The organism is Pseudomonas sp. UBA6699, from assembly GCF_002454615.1.
In the GTDB taxonomy this organism is placed as follows: Bacteria; Pseudomonadota; Gammaproteobacteria; order Pseudomonadales; family Pseudomonadaceae; genus Aquipseudomonas; species Aquipseudomonas juntendi.
In genome coordinates this window covers 43,444-61,890 of the sequence record NZ_DKJF01000022.1, presented here as the reverse complement: position 1 = coordinate 61,890, position 18,447 = coordinate 43,444, and the positions used below count along the sequence as shown (strand labels likewise).

Genomic DNA, 18,447 nt, shown 5'->3' with positions numbered 1-18,447 from the left:
CTCTTCCGGCGCGCGGGCGGCGCTCGCTCTAACAGGCGCTGCCATACCGGGTGGCAAACACCTGTCAGCCCTAAGGCGATCCCGGTTGGCTTGCCGGCGATGGGCTGCAAAGCAGCCCCATGGCTGCCACCAAGGCTTAGCTGACCGGCATCGGGCCGTGAGGCCCGATTTTTCAACGCTTACGGTATGGCCACCGTGAACTGCACATCACTGTTGGCGGAACCAGCGGTTACCTGTGTATCGATCGCTTTGTAAGCCGCAGAAAACAACATGTCAGTAGGTTTGCTGTCATGCAGGGGATATTGTTTGGAGGCGATTCCATTGTCTACCGGTGTACCCACATTGTCCTTGATGATCAAGGCCAACCCCGTGGCGCCACCTGGCTCCAGGGCGTACAACGTGCCGCTGGCGCCGGCGCCGCCGTAACTTCCGGTGAAGGTTACGCTGGTATTGGCACCGGGGAGCAGTATGCAGCCGCCACCGGGGGTAAGGCGCAAACCGAAGGCGCGGTTTGCGGCCTCATCATCTGGCTGCTTGAACTGGGCAGTGGATACTTCGCCCATGTAGATCCTGCTGGCGGGCAGGCCGGTTGAAGGGTCGATGATTTCAACTGCACAGGTCCCGCTGTGGACCTGGCCAAAGAAGTTGATTGAACCCGTGTTTGCAAGCGCTTGTTGGCTGGAAATTGCCAGTCCAAAGGCTACGACTAAGGGCTTCATATAAGCTGTCCTGTTACAGGTAAGTCGGAATAGCAAACGAGCCCAAAGGGCTCGATTGAGGTGACGCAAGGGGCTCAGGGCAGGCTCGACAGTGCTTTTTGCATCGGCGTGGTGGCGACCCCGTAGTCATTGATGGTGGTAAAGGTCAGTTGCAAGCCAGTGAGCGTTTTGATTTGGGTCAGGTCATAAACCTGCAGATCAAATGGCCGCGCCATGGCCATGGCCTGGATTGCCTCTGTTTTGCCTGCACTGCTGACTTCCAGGCGGCCGAATGTGTAATGGTAGGGCGTTGGGTTGTGTACCACGAGTTCGACACGCCCAGCGCGTTGGCGCACGGACCACTCCAGCTCACCGATGCGCTCTGCGGGCCGGTCTTTCAATTCTTTGGGGCGATAGAAAAGCTTCAGGCGCGTGCGCAGCGCAATATTGAGTACGTTGACATCCCCCGGCGTTGCTTCGGGGATCTCCTGAACATTGAGGTAGAACAGCGTTTCCCGATCCTTGGGCAACTTGTTGGGCAGGCGGCTGATCTGCACCATTTGCTCCTTGCCGGGGTCCAGGCGGAACAACCCGGGCGAAGTCGCCAGAGGGACGGCTGTATCGGTGTCGTCCTTCGCGGTGTTGACCCAGGTTTGCACCGCATAGGGGCGGGGGCTGGGGTTGGCGATCACTACAGAGGTGCTGCTGTTGTCGCTGTCGAACACGATTCGCGTGGTATTGACGGTTAGCGCTGCCTGAGCGGTCTGCATCATGCTCGCGAAGCAAATACCCAAGGCAAGGCGGCGCAGGTGAATCTTCATCTGGCGATACCTTTTGAATGGTATGAAGACACCTCAGGCGACGTCAGTTCGCCTGAGGTGCTTTCTCATGGGATGTTGACAAGAAATTGCACATCGGTATTGGCGGTGCCGGCGGTGACCCCGGTGCCAATGGACTTATAGGCCGCAGAGAAAATCATCGTGGTGGGGTTCGCGTCATCCAGTGGGTAATCCTTGGAAGGCGAGCCGTTGTCTATCGGTGTACCGGCATTGTCCTTGATAATCAAGGCCAAGTCGGCTGCCCCGCCTGGCTCCAGCGCATACAGCGTACCACCAGTACCGGCACCGCCATAGGCGCCAGTGAAAGTCACCTGGGCACTGGTATTAGGGGTTACAGTACAGCCATTACCTGGGGTCACGCGCATGCCGAAGGCGCGCGATGCAGCTTCATCGCCTGTGGCTGCGAACTGCGAAACGCTGACGTTGCCCATGTTGATGCGGGCTACCGGCAGGCCGGTCGACGGGTCAATGATTTCGATCGGGCAAGTACCGGCGTGCACCTGGCCGTAGAAGTTGATCGAGCCAGTATTGGCGAGTGCTGCATTGCTGGCAAGGCCAAGCAAGATGGCAAGCGGGATAAGCTTCTTCTTCATGTTGTACTCCACTGTGGACCCGTTGTAGGCAGGGCATTTCGGCCTATGGATTTCTGCCGAAAAACTTGACGGCAGGGGGAGAAAAGATTAGGTCGTTTGGGAATGGTCGCATGTAGGAAAATACTGATAAGTACATAGTAAAAGCCTAATGCGTGATTCTGCTTCAAGAGTGAGTCGCTTCTTGCCGCCCGACAACTGGTAAAAATGCCAGTTTTCAATGCTGCCTGATTATGGGCATATCAGTGCTTTGTTGATGGGAGTGGGGCATGAGCATGCACAAAGAGAAAGAAAGCAATAAGCCTGTGGCTAAAGAAGTCTCGGACTCAGCGGCCGCCGCAGAGTCTGCGATATTGCTCCTCTATGCCCTTAACGATGAAACACAGCTGAACGGTTTATGGGCAAAGCGCCATGCACTCATTGGTCACGATATGGACTGGCCTGAGTTGGTGGTTTCCGAGCGCGAGATGAACAGAACGACTTGGGAGCTGAGCTTGGTGCATCTGGGTTACCCAAAGTTGCGGTTCGAAACGTCAGCGCGAACATTGAAACTGGACAAGAACCTGCTGACCGACCTGCGGCTATCGTTGAATACACCTATTGGCATGAATGCGCGCCAGGCTGTGAGAATCGAGCAGTCGGACGCCAGCGCGGGCAAGGTGCTTGAGGTGACCCTCGGTCTCAACAGCAGCCATATCGAATACCACAAATGGAAAGGCAGTGAGGCGGTGGTGCACTGGGAGCAACCTGCCACTTACGTGATAGCAAATGACCGATTGAGCGCTGACCGGTTCAAGGAGCACTTCGAGCCCTTGAAGCGCATGAAGGTCGCGACTTTGTCAAAGCCAGTTTCTGTTGCTCTTGACGACGTATGGGTTTATTTCGAATATGACCAGTCACGAATCCGGGTCAACGTCTTCAACGGCCCGGGTCAGGTAGCCGCCCAATCAGATCCGATTCTGGTGCCGGCATCCGAAGACGTCGCTATCGCCTTTGAGGTCGGGGCATTCCCAATCACCCTGACCCAGCTGCCGCCAGTGGACAAAGACTGGGTAGTTGGTCTGTTCGCGCCCAGCTGGTCAATGAAGTGGACCCTGGGAGGGTACATACCGCCGGGCAATTTTTATTTTGCCGTATATGCTCTTTCTGGCTCTGAGATGGCGCAAACCAAAGTAAGTACCCAGGCGCAGGCGCTGAAGTGCTCTCCGCTGATTAGTTTTTGCGATTATGGAGGCGATCTGGAAGAGATCCAGCTGATGTCAGCGGGAGCGCAGCCAGTCTGGGGTGCGGAGGGCACACTGCATGGCGAGTTGCTCGTGCAGAACGGCAAGCACTACTACAAACCGCCGCAATCACTGCCAGCGGCGGTGCGTTTCAATACGGGGGGAGACACATTCATACCTGCCGCCTGCCGCGCGTCCCTGGTTACTCCGACCGAGACAGATATCATTAAAGTAACAGACACGTGGCAGGAGGCCTATGCCACGTTTGTGATTCGCTGGGTACATCCCACGCACTTTATCCGGGTTGCCCGGCACGCCTTGGGCCTTAAACTTTCACTGTTTTACTTAAACGGACGTCAAGAGGAAAAAGCGGTTGCGGACTCGCAGGTATCGTGGCGGGTTCTTGCGGGTAATGGCTCGGTTATTGCTGGCGTTTTCAGGCCAGATGTGAGCAACCCAAGCCCTTACTCTGTCGTCATGGGGGAGGACACCTTCGCTGTGGATGAATGGCGCTGGGGGCTGACAATCATTGCGATGCCGATGCTCGATATTGACACGCTGGTCGACTACTACTCGCGTTGAGCAATGGCCCGTTCAGTGGTGGGTCGATGGAGGCGTCTGGGCCAGCAACTGCTTTTCCTGGTGCCAGTCGAACGGCTCGTCGTTGCGCTCGGCTTCGTAGCGACGCTCCTCGAGTTGCTGGTACAGGTCCAACTCTTCGTCAGGCATGAAATGCAGGCAGTCACCACCGAAGAACCACAGCAAATCGCGGGGTACCAGATGAGCGATCTGTGGGTAGCGCTGGATCACCTGACAGGTCAGGTCCTGGCCCAGGTACTGGCTTTGCAGTGGGTCCTGCGGCAGTAGGGTCAGTAGTTCGTCGAAGCGCTCCAGGAACAGGGCGTGGCTTTCCTCCGGTACCTGCTCGGCGTCACCCAGGGCCACCAAGATGGTGCGCAGGTGGTTCAGCAGTTGCAGGTGGTATTGCAGGTGGGGGGTGGCCATGGGCATGGTCCTCGAGATAGGTCAAACGGGCGCGGAGTATACGCCGGGAGGGAGGGGGCCGCAAAACGGCCCCTGGTTTCAGCGTACCTTGCCGTGCTCAGGCAGCAACTGCGCTTTGTCGAACGCGTCCACATCAATCACGATCCTGCGGGCTTTTTCAGCCTCATGCAGCTGTAGGCCTTCACCTGGCTGAAGCGCACCGGCCTTTACCGCTGCATCAATTGCCGATTGCCCAGGGGTCGGCTGTACCTTGCCACCCTTGATCGCCTGATGCAGCGCCTTGTGCAAGGGTGCAGCTTCCTCCAGCAACTCGCAGGCCCGTTGCAGCGCCGCCACTGGATCTCCATCGGTTTTTGGCCTGAAGCAACCGGAAAGCAGCTCTTCCAGCGCCGGGTCACCTTTGCTACGCCCAATCAGCGCTGCCACTTCGGCGTCCAGTTCATCGCTGGGCCCGGTGTGACGACGGCCAAAGGGGAACACCAGCACGCGCAGGGCGCAGCCAATGAAGCGGTTGGGGAAATTGTCCAGCAGCCTATCCAGGGCTGTTTCCGCCTGGCCCAGGCTTTCTTCCATGGCCCAGCGCAGCAGGGGCTGCATGTGCTGGGGTGAGCCGAGGTCGTGATAGCGCTTGAGCGCGGCGCTGGCCAAGTACAGGTAGCTCAGGACGTCGCCCAGCCGCGCGCTGAGGCGTTCGCGACGTTTGAGCGCGCCGCCCAGTAGCATCATCGACAGGTCGGCCAGCAGAGCAAAGGCTGATGCCTGGCGGTTGAGGGCGCGGAAGTAGCCTTGGCTCAAGGCATCACCGGGCACATTCTCCAATCGACCCAGCCCAAGGTTGAACACGAGTGTGCTTGCCGCGTTGCCGGCAGCGAACATGATGTGCTTCATCAGCAGGTCGTCGAATTCCTTCAGGGCCTGGTCGCGGTCTTCACGGCTTGCCAGGGCCATTTCCTTGAGCACGAACGGGTGGCAACGGATGGCGCCCTGGCCGAAGATCATCAGGTTGCGCGAGAGGATATTGGCGCCCTCGACGGTGATGAAGATCGGCGCCCCCTGCCAGTTCCGGCCCAGGTAGTTGTTCGGGCCCATGATGATGCCCTTGCCGCCGTGCACGTCCATGGCATGCTGGATGCATTCACGGCCGCGCTCGGTGAGGTGGTACTTGAGAATCGCCGACAGCACCGAGGGCTTTTCGCCCAGGTCCACGGCCTTGGCGGTGAGCAGGCGGGCGCTGTCCATCAGCCAGGCGTTGCCGCCGATGCGTGCCAGGGATTCCTGGATGCCCTCGAACGCGGCAAGCGGCACGTTGAACTGTTCACGGATAGTGGCGTACTGGCCGGTGACCAGGCTGGTGTACTTGGCCGCCCCCGTGCCGACGGCGGGCAGGGAAATCGAGCGGCCCACCGACAGGCAGTTCATCAGCATCATCCAGCCCTTGCCGAGCATGGCCTGGCCACCGATCAGGAAGCTCAGCGGCACGAACACGTCCTTGCCGCTGTTGGGGCCGTTCATGAAGGCAGCGCCCAGCGGCAGGTGGCGCTTGCCGATTTCTACGCCGGGGGTGTCGGTGGGGATCAGGGCCAGGCTGATGCCCAGTTCTTCCTGCTCGCCCAGCAAATGGTCCGGGTCGTAGGCCTTGAAGGCCAGGCCCAGCAAGGTCGCGACCGGGCCGAGGGTGATATAGCGCTTTTCCCAGTTCAGGCGCAGGCCGAGGACTTCTTCGCCTTGCCATTGGCCTTTGCAGATGACACCAGTGTCGGGCATGGCGCCAGCGTCGGAGCCGGCCAATGGGCCGGTGAGGGCGAAGCAGGGGATTTCTTCGCCACGGGCCAGGCGCGGCAGGTAGTGGTTGCGTTGCTCATCGGTGCCGTAGTGCAGCAGCAACTCAGCGGGCCCCAGGGAGTTGGGCACCATCACGGTCGAGGCCAGGTCGCCGCTGCGGGTGGCCAGCTTCATCGCCACCTGGGAGTGGGCATAGGCGGAGAAACCTTTACCGCCATATTCCTTGGGGATGATCAGGGCAAAGAAACCGTTCGACTTGATATGCGCCCACGCTTCGGGCGGCAGGTCGAGGTCCTGGCCGATCTGCCAGTCGCTGACCATTGCGCAGAGCGCTTCGGTGGGGCCGTCGATGAAGGCCTGTTCCTCCTCGGTCAGCGTCGGTGCCGGGTAGGCGAGCAGTGTGCGCCAGTCGGGGCGGCCACTGAACAGCTCGCCGTCCCACCAGACGGTGCCTGCGTCGATCGCTTCGCGCTCGGTTTGCGACATGGGCGGCAGGGTGCGCTGGAACCAGCTGAACACCCGGCCGGTAAATACCCTGCGGCGCCAGTCGGGCAGCGCCACCACGGCCACCTTGAACGCCAGCACGATCCAGATCAGCGCCAGCAGCCAGCCGGGGGCGTTGCTGAAAATGCTCATCAGCAGGACGTAGGCCGCCACGATGCCGAGAATCTGCAGGGGCGCCAGGCGCCGGTGCGTGAGGTATGCCGCGCCGATCACCAGCACTACCAACCATAACAGCAACATAATCGGTCCTCCTTGGAACCAGGGGAGCTTGAACCGTCCCAGACAGCTTAGACGTAACGCCGTGAACGGCAGGGTCAGAACAGTGACAGGGTGTGGCGGTGGGAGTTTCAGGATATTTTCAGCCTGTGCCGGCCTCTTCGCGGGCACGCCCGCTCCCACAGGGATATCACAGGGTTCGAGACGGGTGAGGCACCTGTGGGAGCGGGCGCGCCCGCGAAGAGGCCGGTACAGGCGAGAAAACTCTGGAGTAGACTGTGCAGCCCTCCACATTCATAAGGACGTTGCCATGCTGAAGATCTGGGGCCGCAAGAATTCGAGCAATGTGCGCAAGGCGCTGTGGATTGCCCACGAACTGGGCCTGGACTTCGCGTCCATCGACGCCGGCGGCGCTTTCGGCGTGGTCAACGAGCCGCACTACCGCGCGCGCAACCCCAATGGCCTGGTGCCCCTGCTGGAGGACGGCGACCTGGTCCTGTGGGAGTCCAACGCCATCGTCCGCTACCTGTGCGCCGAGTACGGCGCCGAGCAAGGCTGGTACCTGGAAGACCCGCGCCAGCGCGCCCTGGCCGACAAGTGGATGGACTGGACCACCTCGGCCTTGGCAACCCCCTTCCGCCCGCTGTTCTGGGGCCTGCTGCGTACCCCGGAAGACCAGCGCGACTGGGTGGCGATCAACGCTGCGCACAAGCGCTGTGCCGAGCTGCTGGCGATGGCCGATGCTGCCCTGGCCCAGCAGCCGTATCTTTCCGGTGACCAGATCGGCATGGGCGACATCCCACTGGGGTGCTTCGCCTACGCCTGGTTCGAGCTGCCCATCGAGCGCCCGGCCATGCAGCATCTGGAAGCGTGGTACGCACGCCTCAAGGCACGCCCGGCCTACCAGGCTGCGGTGATGACGGCGCTGACCTGAATCGAACACCACGGCTGTTTCGATAGTCACTATCAATACACATGACTGTACTTGTGCGGCCAGGCCTTGCACCATTGGCCGCACTCACTGCGCCAGTGACGTTATCTGGCGTGTCCTGCACCTTATTCTTCGGTAAGTGACCCGCTATGAGTTCTGCCCTGTCCATCCGACAGCTCACCAAAACCTACGGCAACGGCTTCCAGGCCCTCAAGGGCATCGACCTGGACGTTGCCGAAGGTGACTTCTTCGCCTTGCTCGGTCCCAACGGCGCCGGCAAGTCCACCACCATCGGCATCCTGTCCACGCTGGTGAACAAGACCAGCGGCACGGTCAACGTGTTCGGCCATGACCTGGACCGCGAGCCCGCCGCGCTAAAGCGCTGCCTGGGCGTGGTGCCGCAGGAATTCAACTTCAACCAGTTCGAGAAAACCTTCGATATCGTGGTGACCCAGGCCGGCTACTACGGTATCCCGCCTAAACTGGCCAAGGAGCGCGCCGAGCAATACCTGACCCAGCTGGGCCTGTGGGACAAGCGCGACGTGCAGTCGCGTTCGTTGTCTGGTGGCATGAAGCGCCGCCTGATGATTGCCCGCGCGCTGATTCACGAGCCGCGCCTGCTGATCCTGGACGAACCTACCGCCGGGGTGGACATCGAGCTGCGCCGGTCGATGTGGAGCTTTCTCACCGAGCTGAACCAGAAGGGCATCACCATCATCCTCACCACCCATTACCTGGAAGAGGCTGAGCAGCTGTGCCGTAACATCGGCATCATCGACCACGGCACCATCGTCGAGAACACCAGCATGCGCCAGTTGCTGGGCAAGCTGCATGTCGAAACCTTCGTCCTCGACCTCAAGCAGGACCTGGCCACGGCGCCGGTGTTGCAAGGCTACCCTTGCCGGCTGCTGACCCCGCACACGCTGGAAGTGCAGGTGGACAAGGACATCGGCATTACCGCGCTGTTCGGCCAGCTGGCCTTGCAGAACATCGAAGTGCAAAGCCTGCGCAACAAGACCAACCGACTCGAGGAGCTGTTCGTGTCCCTGGTGGAAAAAAACCTGTCGAAGGTGGCCGTATGAGTGTGGAACTGCGTACCAACTGGGTCGCCCTGAACACCATCGTCTACCGTGAAGTGCGGCGTTTTCTGCGCATCTGGCCGCAGACCCTGCTGCCGCCCGCGATCACCATGGTCCTGTACTTCGTGATTTTCGGTAACCTGATCGGCCGGCAGATCGGTGACATGGGTGGTTTCACCTACATGCAGTACATCGTGCCCGGGCTGATCATGATGTCGGTGATCACCAACTCTTATGGCAACGTGGTGTCGAGCTTCTTCGGCAGCAAGTTCCAGCGCTCGATCGAAGAGTTGATGGTGTCGCCGGTATCGCCGCACATCATTCTCGTCGGCTATGTGCTGGGCGGCGTGTTGCGTGGCCTGGCGGTGGGGGTGATCGTGACCATCCTGTCGATGTTCTTCACCGACCTGCAGGTTCACCACCTGGGCGTGACCGTGGCCGTGGTGCTGTTGACCGCGACCATTTTCTCGCTGCTGGGCTTCGTCAACGCGGTGTTCGCGCGCAACTTCGATGACATTTCGATCATCCCGACCTTCGTGCTGACGCCACTGACTTACCTGGGCGGGGTGTTCTATTCGATCAACCTGCTGCCGCCATTCTGGCAGACCGTGTCGCTGGCCAACCCGGTGCTGCACATGGTCAACTCGTTCCGCTACGGCATCCTAGGGGTGTCGGATATCAGCATCGGTACGGCGATCACCTTCATGCTGGTGGCCACCGCGGTGCTCTACCTGCTGTGTGTGCGCCTGCTGGTCAGCGGCCGCGGCATGCGCGCCTGAGGCCTTGCACCGGCATTGGCGGCGCCGCCACTGCCGGCCCACCCACCAGCGCCAGTACAGCATGGTGCCGAAGTAGCCAAGGATGCCCAGCACCACGCCGCACACCACCGAGCCGAGCAGGAAGGGTTGCCACAGCGTCGACAGCTGGTCGGTGATCCACTCGAAGGTCAGTTCGTCAGGCAATGTGCGCGGTGGTACCTGCATCAGCCAGGCGCCGGTCATGTAGGTGACGAAGAACACCGGCGGCATCGTCAGTGGGTTGGTCAACCACACCAGGCTGACCGCGATCGGCAGGTTGCCGCGTACCGGAATGGCCAGCGCGGCGGCCAGCAGCATCTGCGCCGGCATCGGGATCAGTGCCGCGAACAGGCCAACGCCCATGGCCCGCGCCACCGAATGGCGGTTCAGGTGCCAGAGGTTCGGGTCGTGCAGCAACTTGCCGAAAAAGCGTAAGGACTTGTGTTCCCGAATACTGGTCGGGTCCGGCATGTAGCGTTTGAAAAGTCGGCGCGGCATGTAGGCTCCCGGAGCGTTGACCCGGGCAGTATGCCCTTATTCCCGCTCAGCCTCGTTCAGAGTTTGTGACAATTGTTGAGCAAGCCGTGCCGGCAATTGGGCTATGCCTCAGAAGGTGATTTGGCTTCTGGAGCTCTACCTCATGCGCACAGGGATGTTGGCGCTTGCGCTCGGGCTGCTGTGCCTGGGCTTTCTTCCTGTATTGTCACCGGACGGGTGGTTGTGGGTGCTGGCGGCTTGCGCTGGCGTCTGCCTGTTCACCCGCGGGTGGCCATTGGGCTGTTTTCTGTTGGGGCTGTGCTGGGCCAGCTGGTCTGCCCAGCAGGCCCTGGATGACCGGCTGGCGGCCGCTTTGGATGGCCGCACCTTGTGGCTGGAGGGGCGGGTGGTCGGCTTGCCGGCACGCACGGCGCACGGTGTGCGTTTCGAGCTGGAGGCCGCCCGTTCGCGCCGTGCCGAATTGCCACAACGCCTGCAAGTCAGCTGGTTCGACGGGCCGCCGGTACGGGCCGGCGAGCAGTGGCGGCTGGCGGTGACCTTGCAGCGCCCCGCCGGGTTGTTGAACCCGCATGGGCCGGACCGTGAAGCGCAGTTGCTGGCCCGGCGGGTCGGCGCTACCGGTACGGTGAAGGCGGGGCAGCTGCTGGCGCCGGCCAGCTATGGGTGGCGGGACACGCTGCGCCAGCGCTTGCTGGCGGTCGATGCCAACGGCCGGCAGGGCGCGCTGGTGGCCCTGGTGCTCGGCGACGGGGCCGGCCTGGCGCGGGAAGATTGGCAGACGTTGCAGGCCACCGGCACGGTGCACTTGTTGGTCATTTCCGGCCAGCACATTGGCCTGGTTGCCGGTTTGCTCTATGGCCTGGTCGCCGGGTTGGCCCGCTGGGGGCTGTGGCCCGCACGGCTGCCGTGGCTGCCCTCGGCGTGCGCGCTGGCCATGGGTGCGGCACTGGCCTACGGCTGGCTGGCCGGCGCGGGGGTGCCGGTACAGCGTGCCTGTCTGATGCTGGCCGTGGTGTTGCTCTGGCGGCTGCGTTTTCGGCACCTGGGGGCGTTCCTGCCACTGTTGCTGGCGCTGGTGGTCGTGTTGCTGGTCGAGCCGCTGGCGGCGCTGCTTCCGGGCTTCTGGCTGTCGTTCGGCGCCGTGGCCACGCTGGTGTTTTGCTTCAGTGCCCGCCTGGGGGCATGGCGGCCATGGCAGGCCTGGACGCGGGCGCAGTGGGTGATTGCCATCGGTTTGTTGCCGGTGCTGCTGGCCGTGGGCTTGCCGGTGAGCCTGAGTGCGCCGCTGGCCAACCTGGTGGCGGTGCCATGGGTGAGCCTGGCGGTACTGCCGTTGGCCTTGCTGGGTACCTTGCTGTTGCCGTTGGGTGGGGCTGGGGAGGCCTTGTTGTGGCTGGCAGGTGGCTTGCTGGACGTGCTGTTTCGGGTGTTGGCGCTGGTTGCGCAGCAACGCCCGGCATGGGTGCCGCCAGCCCTGCCGCTATGGGCCTGGCTGCTGGTCTGCCTGGGGGCTTTGCTGGTGCTGCTGCCCCGTGGCGTGCCGCTGAGAGGGTTGGGCGGGGTGATGCTGTTGGCCCTTTGGGTGCCGCGCGAGCCGGTGCCTTTCGGGCAGGTGGAGGTCTGGCAACTGGACGTTGGCCAAGGCTTGGCGGTGCTGTTGCGCACCCGGCATCACAACCTGCTGTATGACGCCGGGCCGGCGAGGGGCGACAGCGACCTGGGGGAGCGGGTGGTGTTGCCGACCTTGCGCAAGTTGGGGGTGAGTCACCTGGACGTGATGCTGATCAGCCATGCCCACGCCGATCATGCCGGCGGTGCTGGGGCGATACAGCGGGGTTTGCCGGTCGAGCGGGTTATCGGTGGGGAAGCGCTGGATGATGTTCAGTTGCAACCCTGTGCCAGTGGCGAGCAATGGGAATGGGATGGCGTGGGTTTTTCGCTGTGGCGCTGGGCGGATGGGCGCAGCAGTAATGACCGCTCCTGTGTGTTGCTGGTCGAGGCGCAGGGTGAGCGGTTGTTGCTGGCCGGCGACATGGAGGTAGGGGCGGAGCGTGCCTGGCTGGCGGCGACCGACGCGCCACGCATTGACTGGCTGCAGTCGCCGCACCATGGCAGCCGCAGTTCCTCCAGCGAGGGGTTCATGCGTGCCACGGCGCCGCGTGGGGTGCTGATATCGCGGGGGCGCAATAATAGCTTTGGACACCCGCATGCGCAGGTGGTGGAGCGGTACCGGCGGCATGGGGTGGTGGTGCATGACACGGCGGTGCAGGGGGCTTTGCGGTTGGTGCTGGGTGGGTGGGGGGAGGTTGAGGGGATGCGGGGACAGCGGCGGTTCTGGCGGGCTCGGGTGGAGTGAGGGGAGGGGCTTGCAGGTGCTTGCCATGACATTTTCTATGCCCCAGGGGTTCGCCATGACAGTTGCAGCGCCTGTCAGCCCTGATACCGATCCAAGGCATGCTCCCTGATCTCCGGCAGATGAGCCTCCGCCGTGCCTATGGTAGAGTGGCGGCCTTTATCCGAAGGGGCGTTTACTGTGTGGGAATTGGTCAAGTCCGGTGGTTGGATGATGCTGCCGATCATTCTGAGCTCCATCGCTGCCATGGCTATCGTCATCGAGCGCCTGTGGACCCTGCGCGCCAGCCGCGTCACCCCGCCACACTTGCTGGGCCAGGTCTGGATATGGATCAAGGACAAGCAACTCACCAGTGACAAGCTCAAGGCGCTGCGCGCCGATTCGCCACTGGGTGAGATCCTCGCCGCGGGCCTGGCCAATTCGCACCATGGCCGCGAAATCATGAAAGAGTGCATCGAAGAGGCGGCTTCGCGCGTTATCCACGAGCTGGAGCGCTACATCAGCACCCTCGGCACCATCGCTGCCATGGCCCCGCTGCTGGGCCTGCTGGGCACCGTGCTGGGCATGATCGACATCTTCAGTGCCTTCATGGGCACGCAGATGACCGCCAACGCCGCGGTACTGGCCGGTGGTATTTCCAAGGCCCTGGTCACCACGGCGGCGGGCCTGATGGTCGGTATTCCGGCGGTGTTCTTCCACCGTTTCCTGCTGCGCCGCATCGATGAACTGGTGGTGGGCATGGAGCAGGAGGCGATCAAGCTGGTGGAAGTGCTGCAGGGCGACCGCGAAGTGGAAGTGGCCGGAGGCAAGGCGTGAAGTTCCGGCGCAATCGCCAGCGGGAGAACGTCGACATCAACCTGGCGTCGCTGATCGACGTGGTGTTCGTGCTGCTGCTGTTCTTCGTGGTCACCACCACCTTCACCCGTGAAACGCAGCTGCGGGTCGAGCTGCCGGAGGCCGCCAGTGCCGAGCAGGCGCCGGCCGACCAGGGCAAGCTGGTGGAAATCACCATCAGCGCCGAAGGCGTGTACTCGGTGAACAACCACCTGCTGCCCAAGAGCGACCTGGCCACACTGAGCGAGGCCATCGAGCGTGAGTCGGGTGGTGACAACAAGCTGCCCCTGGCCATCAGTGCCGATGGCAAGACCCCGCACCAGGCTGTGGTCACTGCGATGGATGCTGCCGGCAAGCTCGGCTTCAGCCAATTGCGCATGACCACCGTCGAGGCGGCCCAGGGCACGCCCTGATGGCTATCGCCGATCGCCTGCTCGCCGCCTGGTACGCCGGGCACCCGGCGCTGGCGCTGCTGCGCCCGCTGGAGGCGTTGTACCGCCGCGTGGTCACGCGCAAGCGCGCGCGCTTTCTAAAGGGTGAAAGTGCCAGCTACCGCGCACCGGTGCCGGTCATCGTGGTGGGCAATATCACCGTGGGTGGCACCGGCAAGACACCGATGATTCTCTGGCTGATCGAGCATTGCCGCCAGCAGGGGCTGAACGTCGGCGTGGTCAGCCGTGGCTATGGCGCCAAACCGCCGCAGTTGCCGTGGCGGGTGTTGGCCGACCAGTCTGCCGAACAGGCCGGGGACGAACCGCTACTGATCGTGCAGCGCAGCGGGGTACCGCTGATGATCGACCCAGATCGCGCCCGCGCCGTGCAGGCCCTGCTGGCCAGTGAACCGCTGGACCTGATCCTGTGTGATGACGGCATGCAGCACTACCGCCTGGCACGTGACCTGGAGCTGGTCCTGATCGATGCCGCGCGTGGCCTGGGCAACGGCCGCTGCCTGCCGGCCGGCCCGCTGCGCGAGCCTGCCGAACGCCTGCAGGGCGCCGATGCGGTGCTGTTCAATGGTGCCGGCGAAGACCGTGTCGGTGGCTTTGGCCTGCGCCTGCAGCCATCCGCACTGGTCAACCTGCGCAGTGGCGAGCGCCGCCCACTCGACCATTTTCCCGCCGGCCAGCGCCTGCACGCGGTGGCCGGTATCGGCAACCCGCAACGTTTCTTCAATACCCTGCTGGGGCTAAACTGGCAGCCGCTGCCGCACCCTTTTGCCGACCATGCACACTTCAGCGCCCGGAGCCTGGCCTTCAGCCCACCGCTACCGCTGGTCATGACCGAGAAGGACGCCGTGAAATGCCGCGCCTTCGCCGCCGACGACTGGTGGTACCTGGCTGTCGAAGCACAGCCCACGCCGGCATTCAGCGCCTGGTTCGACAGCCAGCTGCAGCGTTTGCTGCACAAGCCCTGAGCCCGTTTTCATTTCTGGCCATCTGGCCTAAAGGAAGCCTTCAATGGACACCAAACTGCTCGATATCCTCGCCTGCCCGATCACCAAGGGCCCGCTCAAGCTCAGCGCCGACAAGACCGAGCTGATCAGCAAGGGTGCCGGCCTGGCCTACCCGATTCGCGACGGTATCCCGGTCATGCTGGAGAGCGAAGCACGTACCCTGACCGACGACGAGCGCCTGGACAAATGAGCCTGGACTACACCGTGGTGATTCCTGCCCGCCTGCGTTCCACGCGCTTGCCAGGCAAGCCGCTGCTGGCCATCGCCGGCAAGCCGATGGTGCAACATGTATGGGAGCAGGCGCGCAAGAGCGCGGCCAGCCGCGTGGTCATCGCTACCGACGATGCCAGCATCTTCGAAGCTTGCCAGGCCTTTGGCGCTGAAGTGCTGATGACCCGTGTCGACCATGAGTCGGGTACCGACCGCCTGGCTGAAGTGGCGACGCAACTAGGCCTGGCGGCCGATGCCATCGTGGTCAACGTGCAGGGTGACGAGCCGCTGATCCCGCCGGTGATCATCGACCAGGTAGCTGCCAACCTGGCTGCCCACCCGCAAGCGGCCATCGCCACCCTGGCCGAGCAGATCCATGAGCCGGAAACCGTGTTCAACCCCAATGCGGTGAAGGTGGTCAGCGACAAGCACGGCCTTGCCCTGAGCTTCAGCCGGGCGCCGCTGCCGTGGGCGCGTGACACCTTCGCCAAAGGCCAGGACCAGTTGCCAGCCGGCGTACCTTACCGCCGCCATATCGGCATGTACGCCTACCGCGTGGGCTTCCTCCACGACTTCGTCAGCTGGGGCCCCTGCTGGCTGGAGCAGACCGAAGCCCTGGAGCAGTTGCGTGCCCTGTGGCACGGTGTGCGCATCCACGTCGAGGACGCGATCGAGGCGCCTGCCGTGGGTGTAGACACCGCAGAAGACCTGGAGCGCGTACGGCGCTTGCTGGAGGCCTGATGCGCGTACTGTTCGTGTGCCTGGGCAACATTTGCCGCTCGCCCACTGCCGAAGGCGTGCTGCGCCACCAGCTACAGGCTGCCGGGCTCGCCGACCGCGTGCAGGTGGCCTCCGCGGGTACGGGCGACTGGCACGTTGGCAAATCACCCGACAGCCGCACCTGCAAGGCGGCGCTGGCGCGTGGCTATGACTTGTCCAGGCAACGCGCGCAGCAGGTCAAGCAGCGGCACTTCGCCGAATACGACCTGGTGCTGGCCGTGGACGAGAGCAACCTTCGCGACCTGCGTGCCCTGCGCCCGCCAACGGCGACGGGCGAGCTTGACCTGTTCCTGCGCCGCTATGGTGCGGCATTGGATGAAGTGCCTGACCCGTACTACGGCGGCGCCGATGGCTTCGAGCAGGTACTCGACCTGATCGAATCGGCCTGCCAGGCGCTGGTGCTGGAAATCAAGGGGCGGATATGACCGGGCAATGGCAGGAGCAGGTATCGCTCAAGCCTTACAACACCTTCGGCATCGACGTGAAGGCGCGTTACTTCAGCCAGGCCCGCAATGACCTGCATGTGCGCCAGGCGCTGAGCCAGGCTCAGCGCCTGGCGTTGCCAGTGCTGGTGATCGGCGGCGGCAGCAACCTGCTGCTGACGCGCGATATCGATGCGCTGGTCTTGCACATGGCCAGCCAGGGCCGCCGGGTGCTCAGTGATGACGGCGAGCATGTGGTGGTCGAAGCCGAGGCCGGCGAGCCCTGGCACCCGTTCGTGCAGTGGACCCTGGCGCAGGGTTTTTGCGGCTTGGAGAACCTCAGCCTGATCCCTGGCACCGTGGGCGCTGCACCCATGCAGAACGTGGGTGCCTACGGGGTGGAGATCAAGGACGTGTTCGTCGGCCTTACGGCCCTGGACCGCGAGACGGGCGAGCTGCGCGACTTCGCGCTGGCGGACTGTGCCTTCGGTTACCGCGACAGCGTATTCAAGCGTAACCCAGGCCGGTGGTTGATCCTGCGGGTGCGGTTTGCCTTGAGCCGGACCCTGCACGCGCACCTGGACTACGGCCCGGTCCGCCAGCGCCTGGCAGAGCAGGGCGTGACCGAACCGACGGCGCAGGCGATCAGCGATGCGATCTGCAGCATTCGCCGCGAAAAGCTGCCAGACCCGGCCGAGCTGGGTAATGCCGGAAGCTTCTTCAAGAACCCGGTGGTTTCAGCCGAATGCGTGGCGCGTATCCGTGCGCAGTACCCCGGCGTGGTCGCCTATCCGCAGGCTGACGGTCAGGTAAAGCTGGCCGCAGGCTGGTTGATCGAGCAGGCAGGCTGGAAGGGCTATCGCGAGGGTGATGCCGGGGTGCATCGCTTGCAGTCGCTGGTGCTGGTCAACCATGGCCAGGCGAGTGGGGCGCAGATGCATGCGCTGGCGCGACGGATCCAGGCCGATATCCTCGAACGGTTCGGGGTTGAGCTGGAGATGGAGCCTAACCTGTACTGAATTAGAGGGCGGTGCAGAACCTGTAGGAGCGGCCTTGTGTCGCGATGGGGCGCGTAGCGGCCCCAGATTTCAGCGTCAATGCAAATATTCCCGGGGCCGCTTTGCGCCCCATCGCGACACAAGGCCGCTCCTACAAAGGGCAGCCCCGGCGCTGACATAAAGTGATAGGCCAAGAAAAAGCCCCGCCAGTTCGCACTGGCGGGGCTTTTTCATTCAGCCTTGGCTATCAACCATGATGAGGCTTTTGCTCATCGGCGGTTTCCAGGGCTGGCTCGCCAGTGGCTGCAGCAGCTTCCTGCGCGGCTTTGGCGGCAGCCTCGGCCTCACGTTTGCGGCGGCGCACTTCACGCGGGTCGTTCGGCGCGCGGCCGTTGGCCAGCATGACAGTGGCAGGCTCTACCACAGCTGGGGCCGCGACCGGCGCAGGCTCGGCAACCACAGGTGCAGGCTCGGCCACTACTTCTGGCTGGGCTTCGGCAACCGGGGCAGGCTGTTCGACAGCCGGCGCAGCCTCGACCACGGTCGGCGCTTGCTCGATTTCACCGGCTTCGACAGCTGGCGCTTCTACCGGAGCTTCGACAGCCACGGCCGGCTCGACAACAGGCGCTTCTTCGACGACCGGTTGTGGCGCGACTTCGACCACTGGCTCGGCAGTTGCCTCGACCACGGCCACAGGCTCGCTGACCGGCTGCTCGACCACTGGGGCCACGGCCACTTCTTCAACCTTGGTGACAACTTCGACTTGCTCGAGCTTTTCAGCCTGCTCAACCGGCTGGGCGGCTTCGCTGTTGTCGGTTGCTGCAGCGGCAACGACGTCAGCGTTGGCGCGCTCGGCCTGTTGGTTGGCCTGGGCCTCGGCATCGCTGCTGATGTTGCTGGTCGCGACAGCGGCAGTCACGGCCAGGCCCGCCGCCAGTTCAGCACCCAGCTCGGTGGCCTGGTGCTGCTGTGGCTGCTCGTCGCTGCCTTCTTCTTCGCCGTCGATCAGCTCGCCATTGGCATTGCGCTGACGTTCACGACGGTTGCTGCGGCGACGCTGGCCACGCGAGCGGCGGCGCGGACGCTCGCCATCCGTGCCTTCCTGCTCGTCTTGCAGCTGTTCTTCGTTCGGCAGTTGCTCTTCGGCCAGCTCGGCAGCCTGTTCGGCCGCTTCTTCGGCAGCGCGTGGCTGACGCTCTTCACGGGGTGGGCGTGGGGCACGTTCTTCACGTGGA

At 63.2% G+C, this 18,447-nt stretch carries 17 protein-coding genes and 2 pseudogenes; 12 read left to right on the top strand and 7 right to left on the bottom strand.

The genetic code is table 11. From position 1 onward, the window contains the following. Positions 1-179: 179 nt before the first annotated feature. The 3 genes from B3361_RS04615 to B3361_RS04605 form a co-directional block, all read right to left on the bottom strand. The gene (locus tag B3361_RS04615; RefSeq protein WP_054906171.1) at positions 180-719 is read right to left on the bottom strand and encodes a fimbrial protein; all 540 of its coding nucleotides are present in this window, start codon (positions 717-719) and stop codon (positions 180-182) included. A gap of 74 nt (positions 720-793) precedes the next feature. Continuing rightward, positions 794-1,519, bottom strand: coding sequence for a fimbrial biogenesis chaperone (locus B3361_RS04610; protein WP_009681876.1), 726 nt, complete (start codon positions 1,517-1,519; stop codon positions 794-796). 65 nt (positions 1,520-1,584) lie between these two features. Beyond that, positions 1,585-2,142, bottom strand: a complete 558-nt coding sequence (locus B3361_RS04605) for a fimbrial protein (RefSeq protein ID WP_232892514.1) — start codon at positions 2,140-2,142, stop codon at positions 1,585-1,587. Positions 2,143-2,396: 254 nt separating this feature from the next. On the opposite strand from B3361_RS04605, the gene B3361_RS04600 reads away from it, so the two are divergent. Beyond that, positions 2,397-3,932 (top strand): hypothetical protein, encoded by a 1,536-nt coding sequence (locus B3361_RS04600; protein ID WP_154211993.1) that lies wholly within the window; start codon positions 2,397-2,399, stop codon positions 3,930-3,932. Between the two features lie 12 nt (positions 3,933-3,944). Here B3361_RS04600 and B3361_RS04595 read toward each other — a convergent pair whose 3' ends face one another. Together B3361_RS04595 and B3361_RS04590 are read right to left on the bottom strand one after the other, a co-directional pair. Beyond that, on the bottom strand, positions 3,945-4,355 hold the full coding sequence (locus B3361_RS04595) for a PA2817 family protein (protein WP_054906174.1): 411 nt from the start codon (positions 4,353-4,355) through the stop codon (positions 3,945-3,947). Between the two features lie 78 nt (positions 4,356-4,433). Then, positions 4,434-6,881, bottom strand: a complete 2,448-nt coding sequence (locus B3361_RS04590; protein WP_054906175.1) for an acyl-CoA dehydrogenase — start codon at positions 6,879-6,881, stop codon at positions 4,434-4,436. A 286-nt stretch (positions 6,882-7,167) separates the two neighbouring features. Between B3361_RS04590 and B3361_RS04585 the strand changes: the two genes are divergently transcribed. From B3361_RS04585 to B3361_RS04575, 3 genes are all read left to right on the top strand, one after another. Further along, positions 7,168-7,791, top strand: a complete 624-nt coding sequence (locus B3361_RS04585; RefSeq protein ID WP_054906176.1) for a glutathione S-transferase — start codon at positions 7,168-7,170, stop codon at positions 7,789-7,791. Between the two features lie 146 nt (positions 7,792-7,937). Next, positions 7,938-8,870: an ABC transporter ATP-binding protein gene (locus B3361_RS04580; protein ID WP_009681882.1), complete on the top strand. Its 933-nt coding sequence runs from the start codon at positions 7,938-7,940 to the stop codon at positions 8,868-8,870. Then, on the top strand, positions 8,867-9,646 hold the full coding sequence (locus tag B3361_RS04575; protein WP_009681883.1) for an ABC transporter permease: 780 nt from the start codon (positions 8,867-8,869) through the stop codon (positions 9,644-9,646). The genes B3361_RS04580 and B3361_RS04575 overlap by 4 nt, the downstream gene beginning before the upstream one ends. A gap of 9 nt (positions 9,647-9,655) precedes the next feature. Here B3361_RS04575 and B3361_RS04570 read toward each other — a convergent pair. Continuing rightward, positions 9,656-10,162 (bottom strand): annotated as a pseudogene (locus B3361_RS04570) (DUF2062 domain-containing protein); the annotation flags it as partial. A 142-nt stretch (positions 10,163-10,304) separates the two neighbouring features. Here B3361_RS04570 and B3361_RS04565 point away from each other — a divergent pair. From B3361_RS04565 to murB, 8 genes are all read left to right on the top strand, one after another. Then, entirely contained in the window at positions 10,305-12,518 is a 2,214-nt protein-coding gene (locus B3361_RS04565) for a DNA internalization-related competence protein ComEC/Rec2 (RefSeq protein ID WP_182336678.1), read from the top strand. Between the two features lie 177 nt (positions 12,519-12,695). After that, entirely contained in the window at positions 12,696-13,331 is a 636-nt protein-coding gene (locus B3361_RS04560; RefSeq protein WP_286920123.1) for a MotA/TolQ/ExbB proton channel family protein, read from the top strand. Then, positions 13,328-13,762, top strand: coding sequence for an ExbD/TolR family protein (locus tag B3361_RS04555; RefSeq protein WP_012271149.1), 435 nt, complete (start codon positions 13,328-13,330; stop codon positions 13,760-13,762). Before B3361_RS04560 ends, B3361_RS04555 begins: the two co-directional genes overlap by 4 nt. Continuing rightward, positions 13,762-14,763, top strand: coding sequence for a tetraacyldisaccharide 4'-kinase (gene lpxK / locus B3361_RS04550; protein ID WP_054905781.1), 1,002 nt, complete (start codon positions 13,762-13,764; stop codon positions 14,761-14,763). Before B3361_RS04555 ends, lpxK begins: the two co-directional genes overlap by 1 nt. A gap of 43 nt (positions 14,764-14,806) precedes the next feature. Beyond that, on the top strand, positions 14,807-14,992 hold the full coding sequence (locus B3361_RS04545; protein WP_003247142.1) for a Trm112 family protein: 186 nt from the start codon (positions 14,807-14,809) through the stop codon (positions 14,990-14,992). Beyond that, a complete protein-coding gene (gene kdsB, locus B3361_RS04540) occupies positions 14,989-15,753 on the top strand; it encodes a 3-deoxy-manno-octulosonate cytidylyltransferase (protein WP_054905782.1) in 765 nt (254 codons plus the stop codon). The genes B3361_RS04545 and kdsB overlap by 4 nt, the downstream gene beginning before the upstream one ends. Beyond that, positions 15,753-16,217: a low molecular weight protein-tyrosine-phosphatase gene (locus tag B3361_RS04535; protein WP_286920122.1), complete on the top strand. Its 465-nt coding sequence runs from the start codon at positions 15,753-15,755 to the stop codon at positions 16,215-16,217. Before kdsB ends, B3361_RS04535 begins: the two co-directional genes overlap by 1 nt. Further along, on the top strand, positions 16,214-17,233 hold the full coding sequence (murB, locus tag B3361_RS04530; RefSeq protein ID WP_054905784.1) for a UDP-N-acetylmuramate dehydrogenase: 1,020 nt from the start codon (positions 16,214-16,216) through the stop codon (positions 17,231-17,233). The genes B3361_RS04535 and murB overlap by 4 nt, the downstream gene beginning before the upstream one ends. 226 nt (positions 17,234-17,459) lie before the next feature. Here the strand turns inward: murB and B3361_RS04525 are convergent. After that, positions 17,460-18,447: pseudogene (locus B3361_RS04525) on the bottom strand (ribonuclease E); the annotation flags it as partial.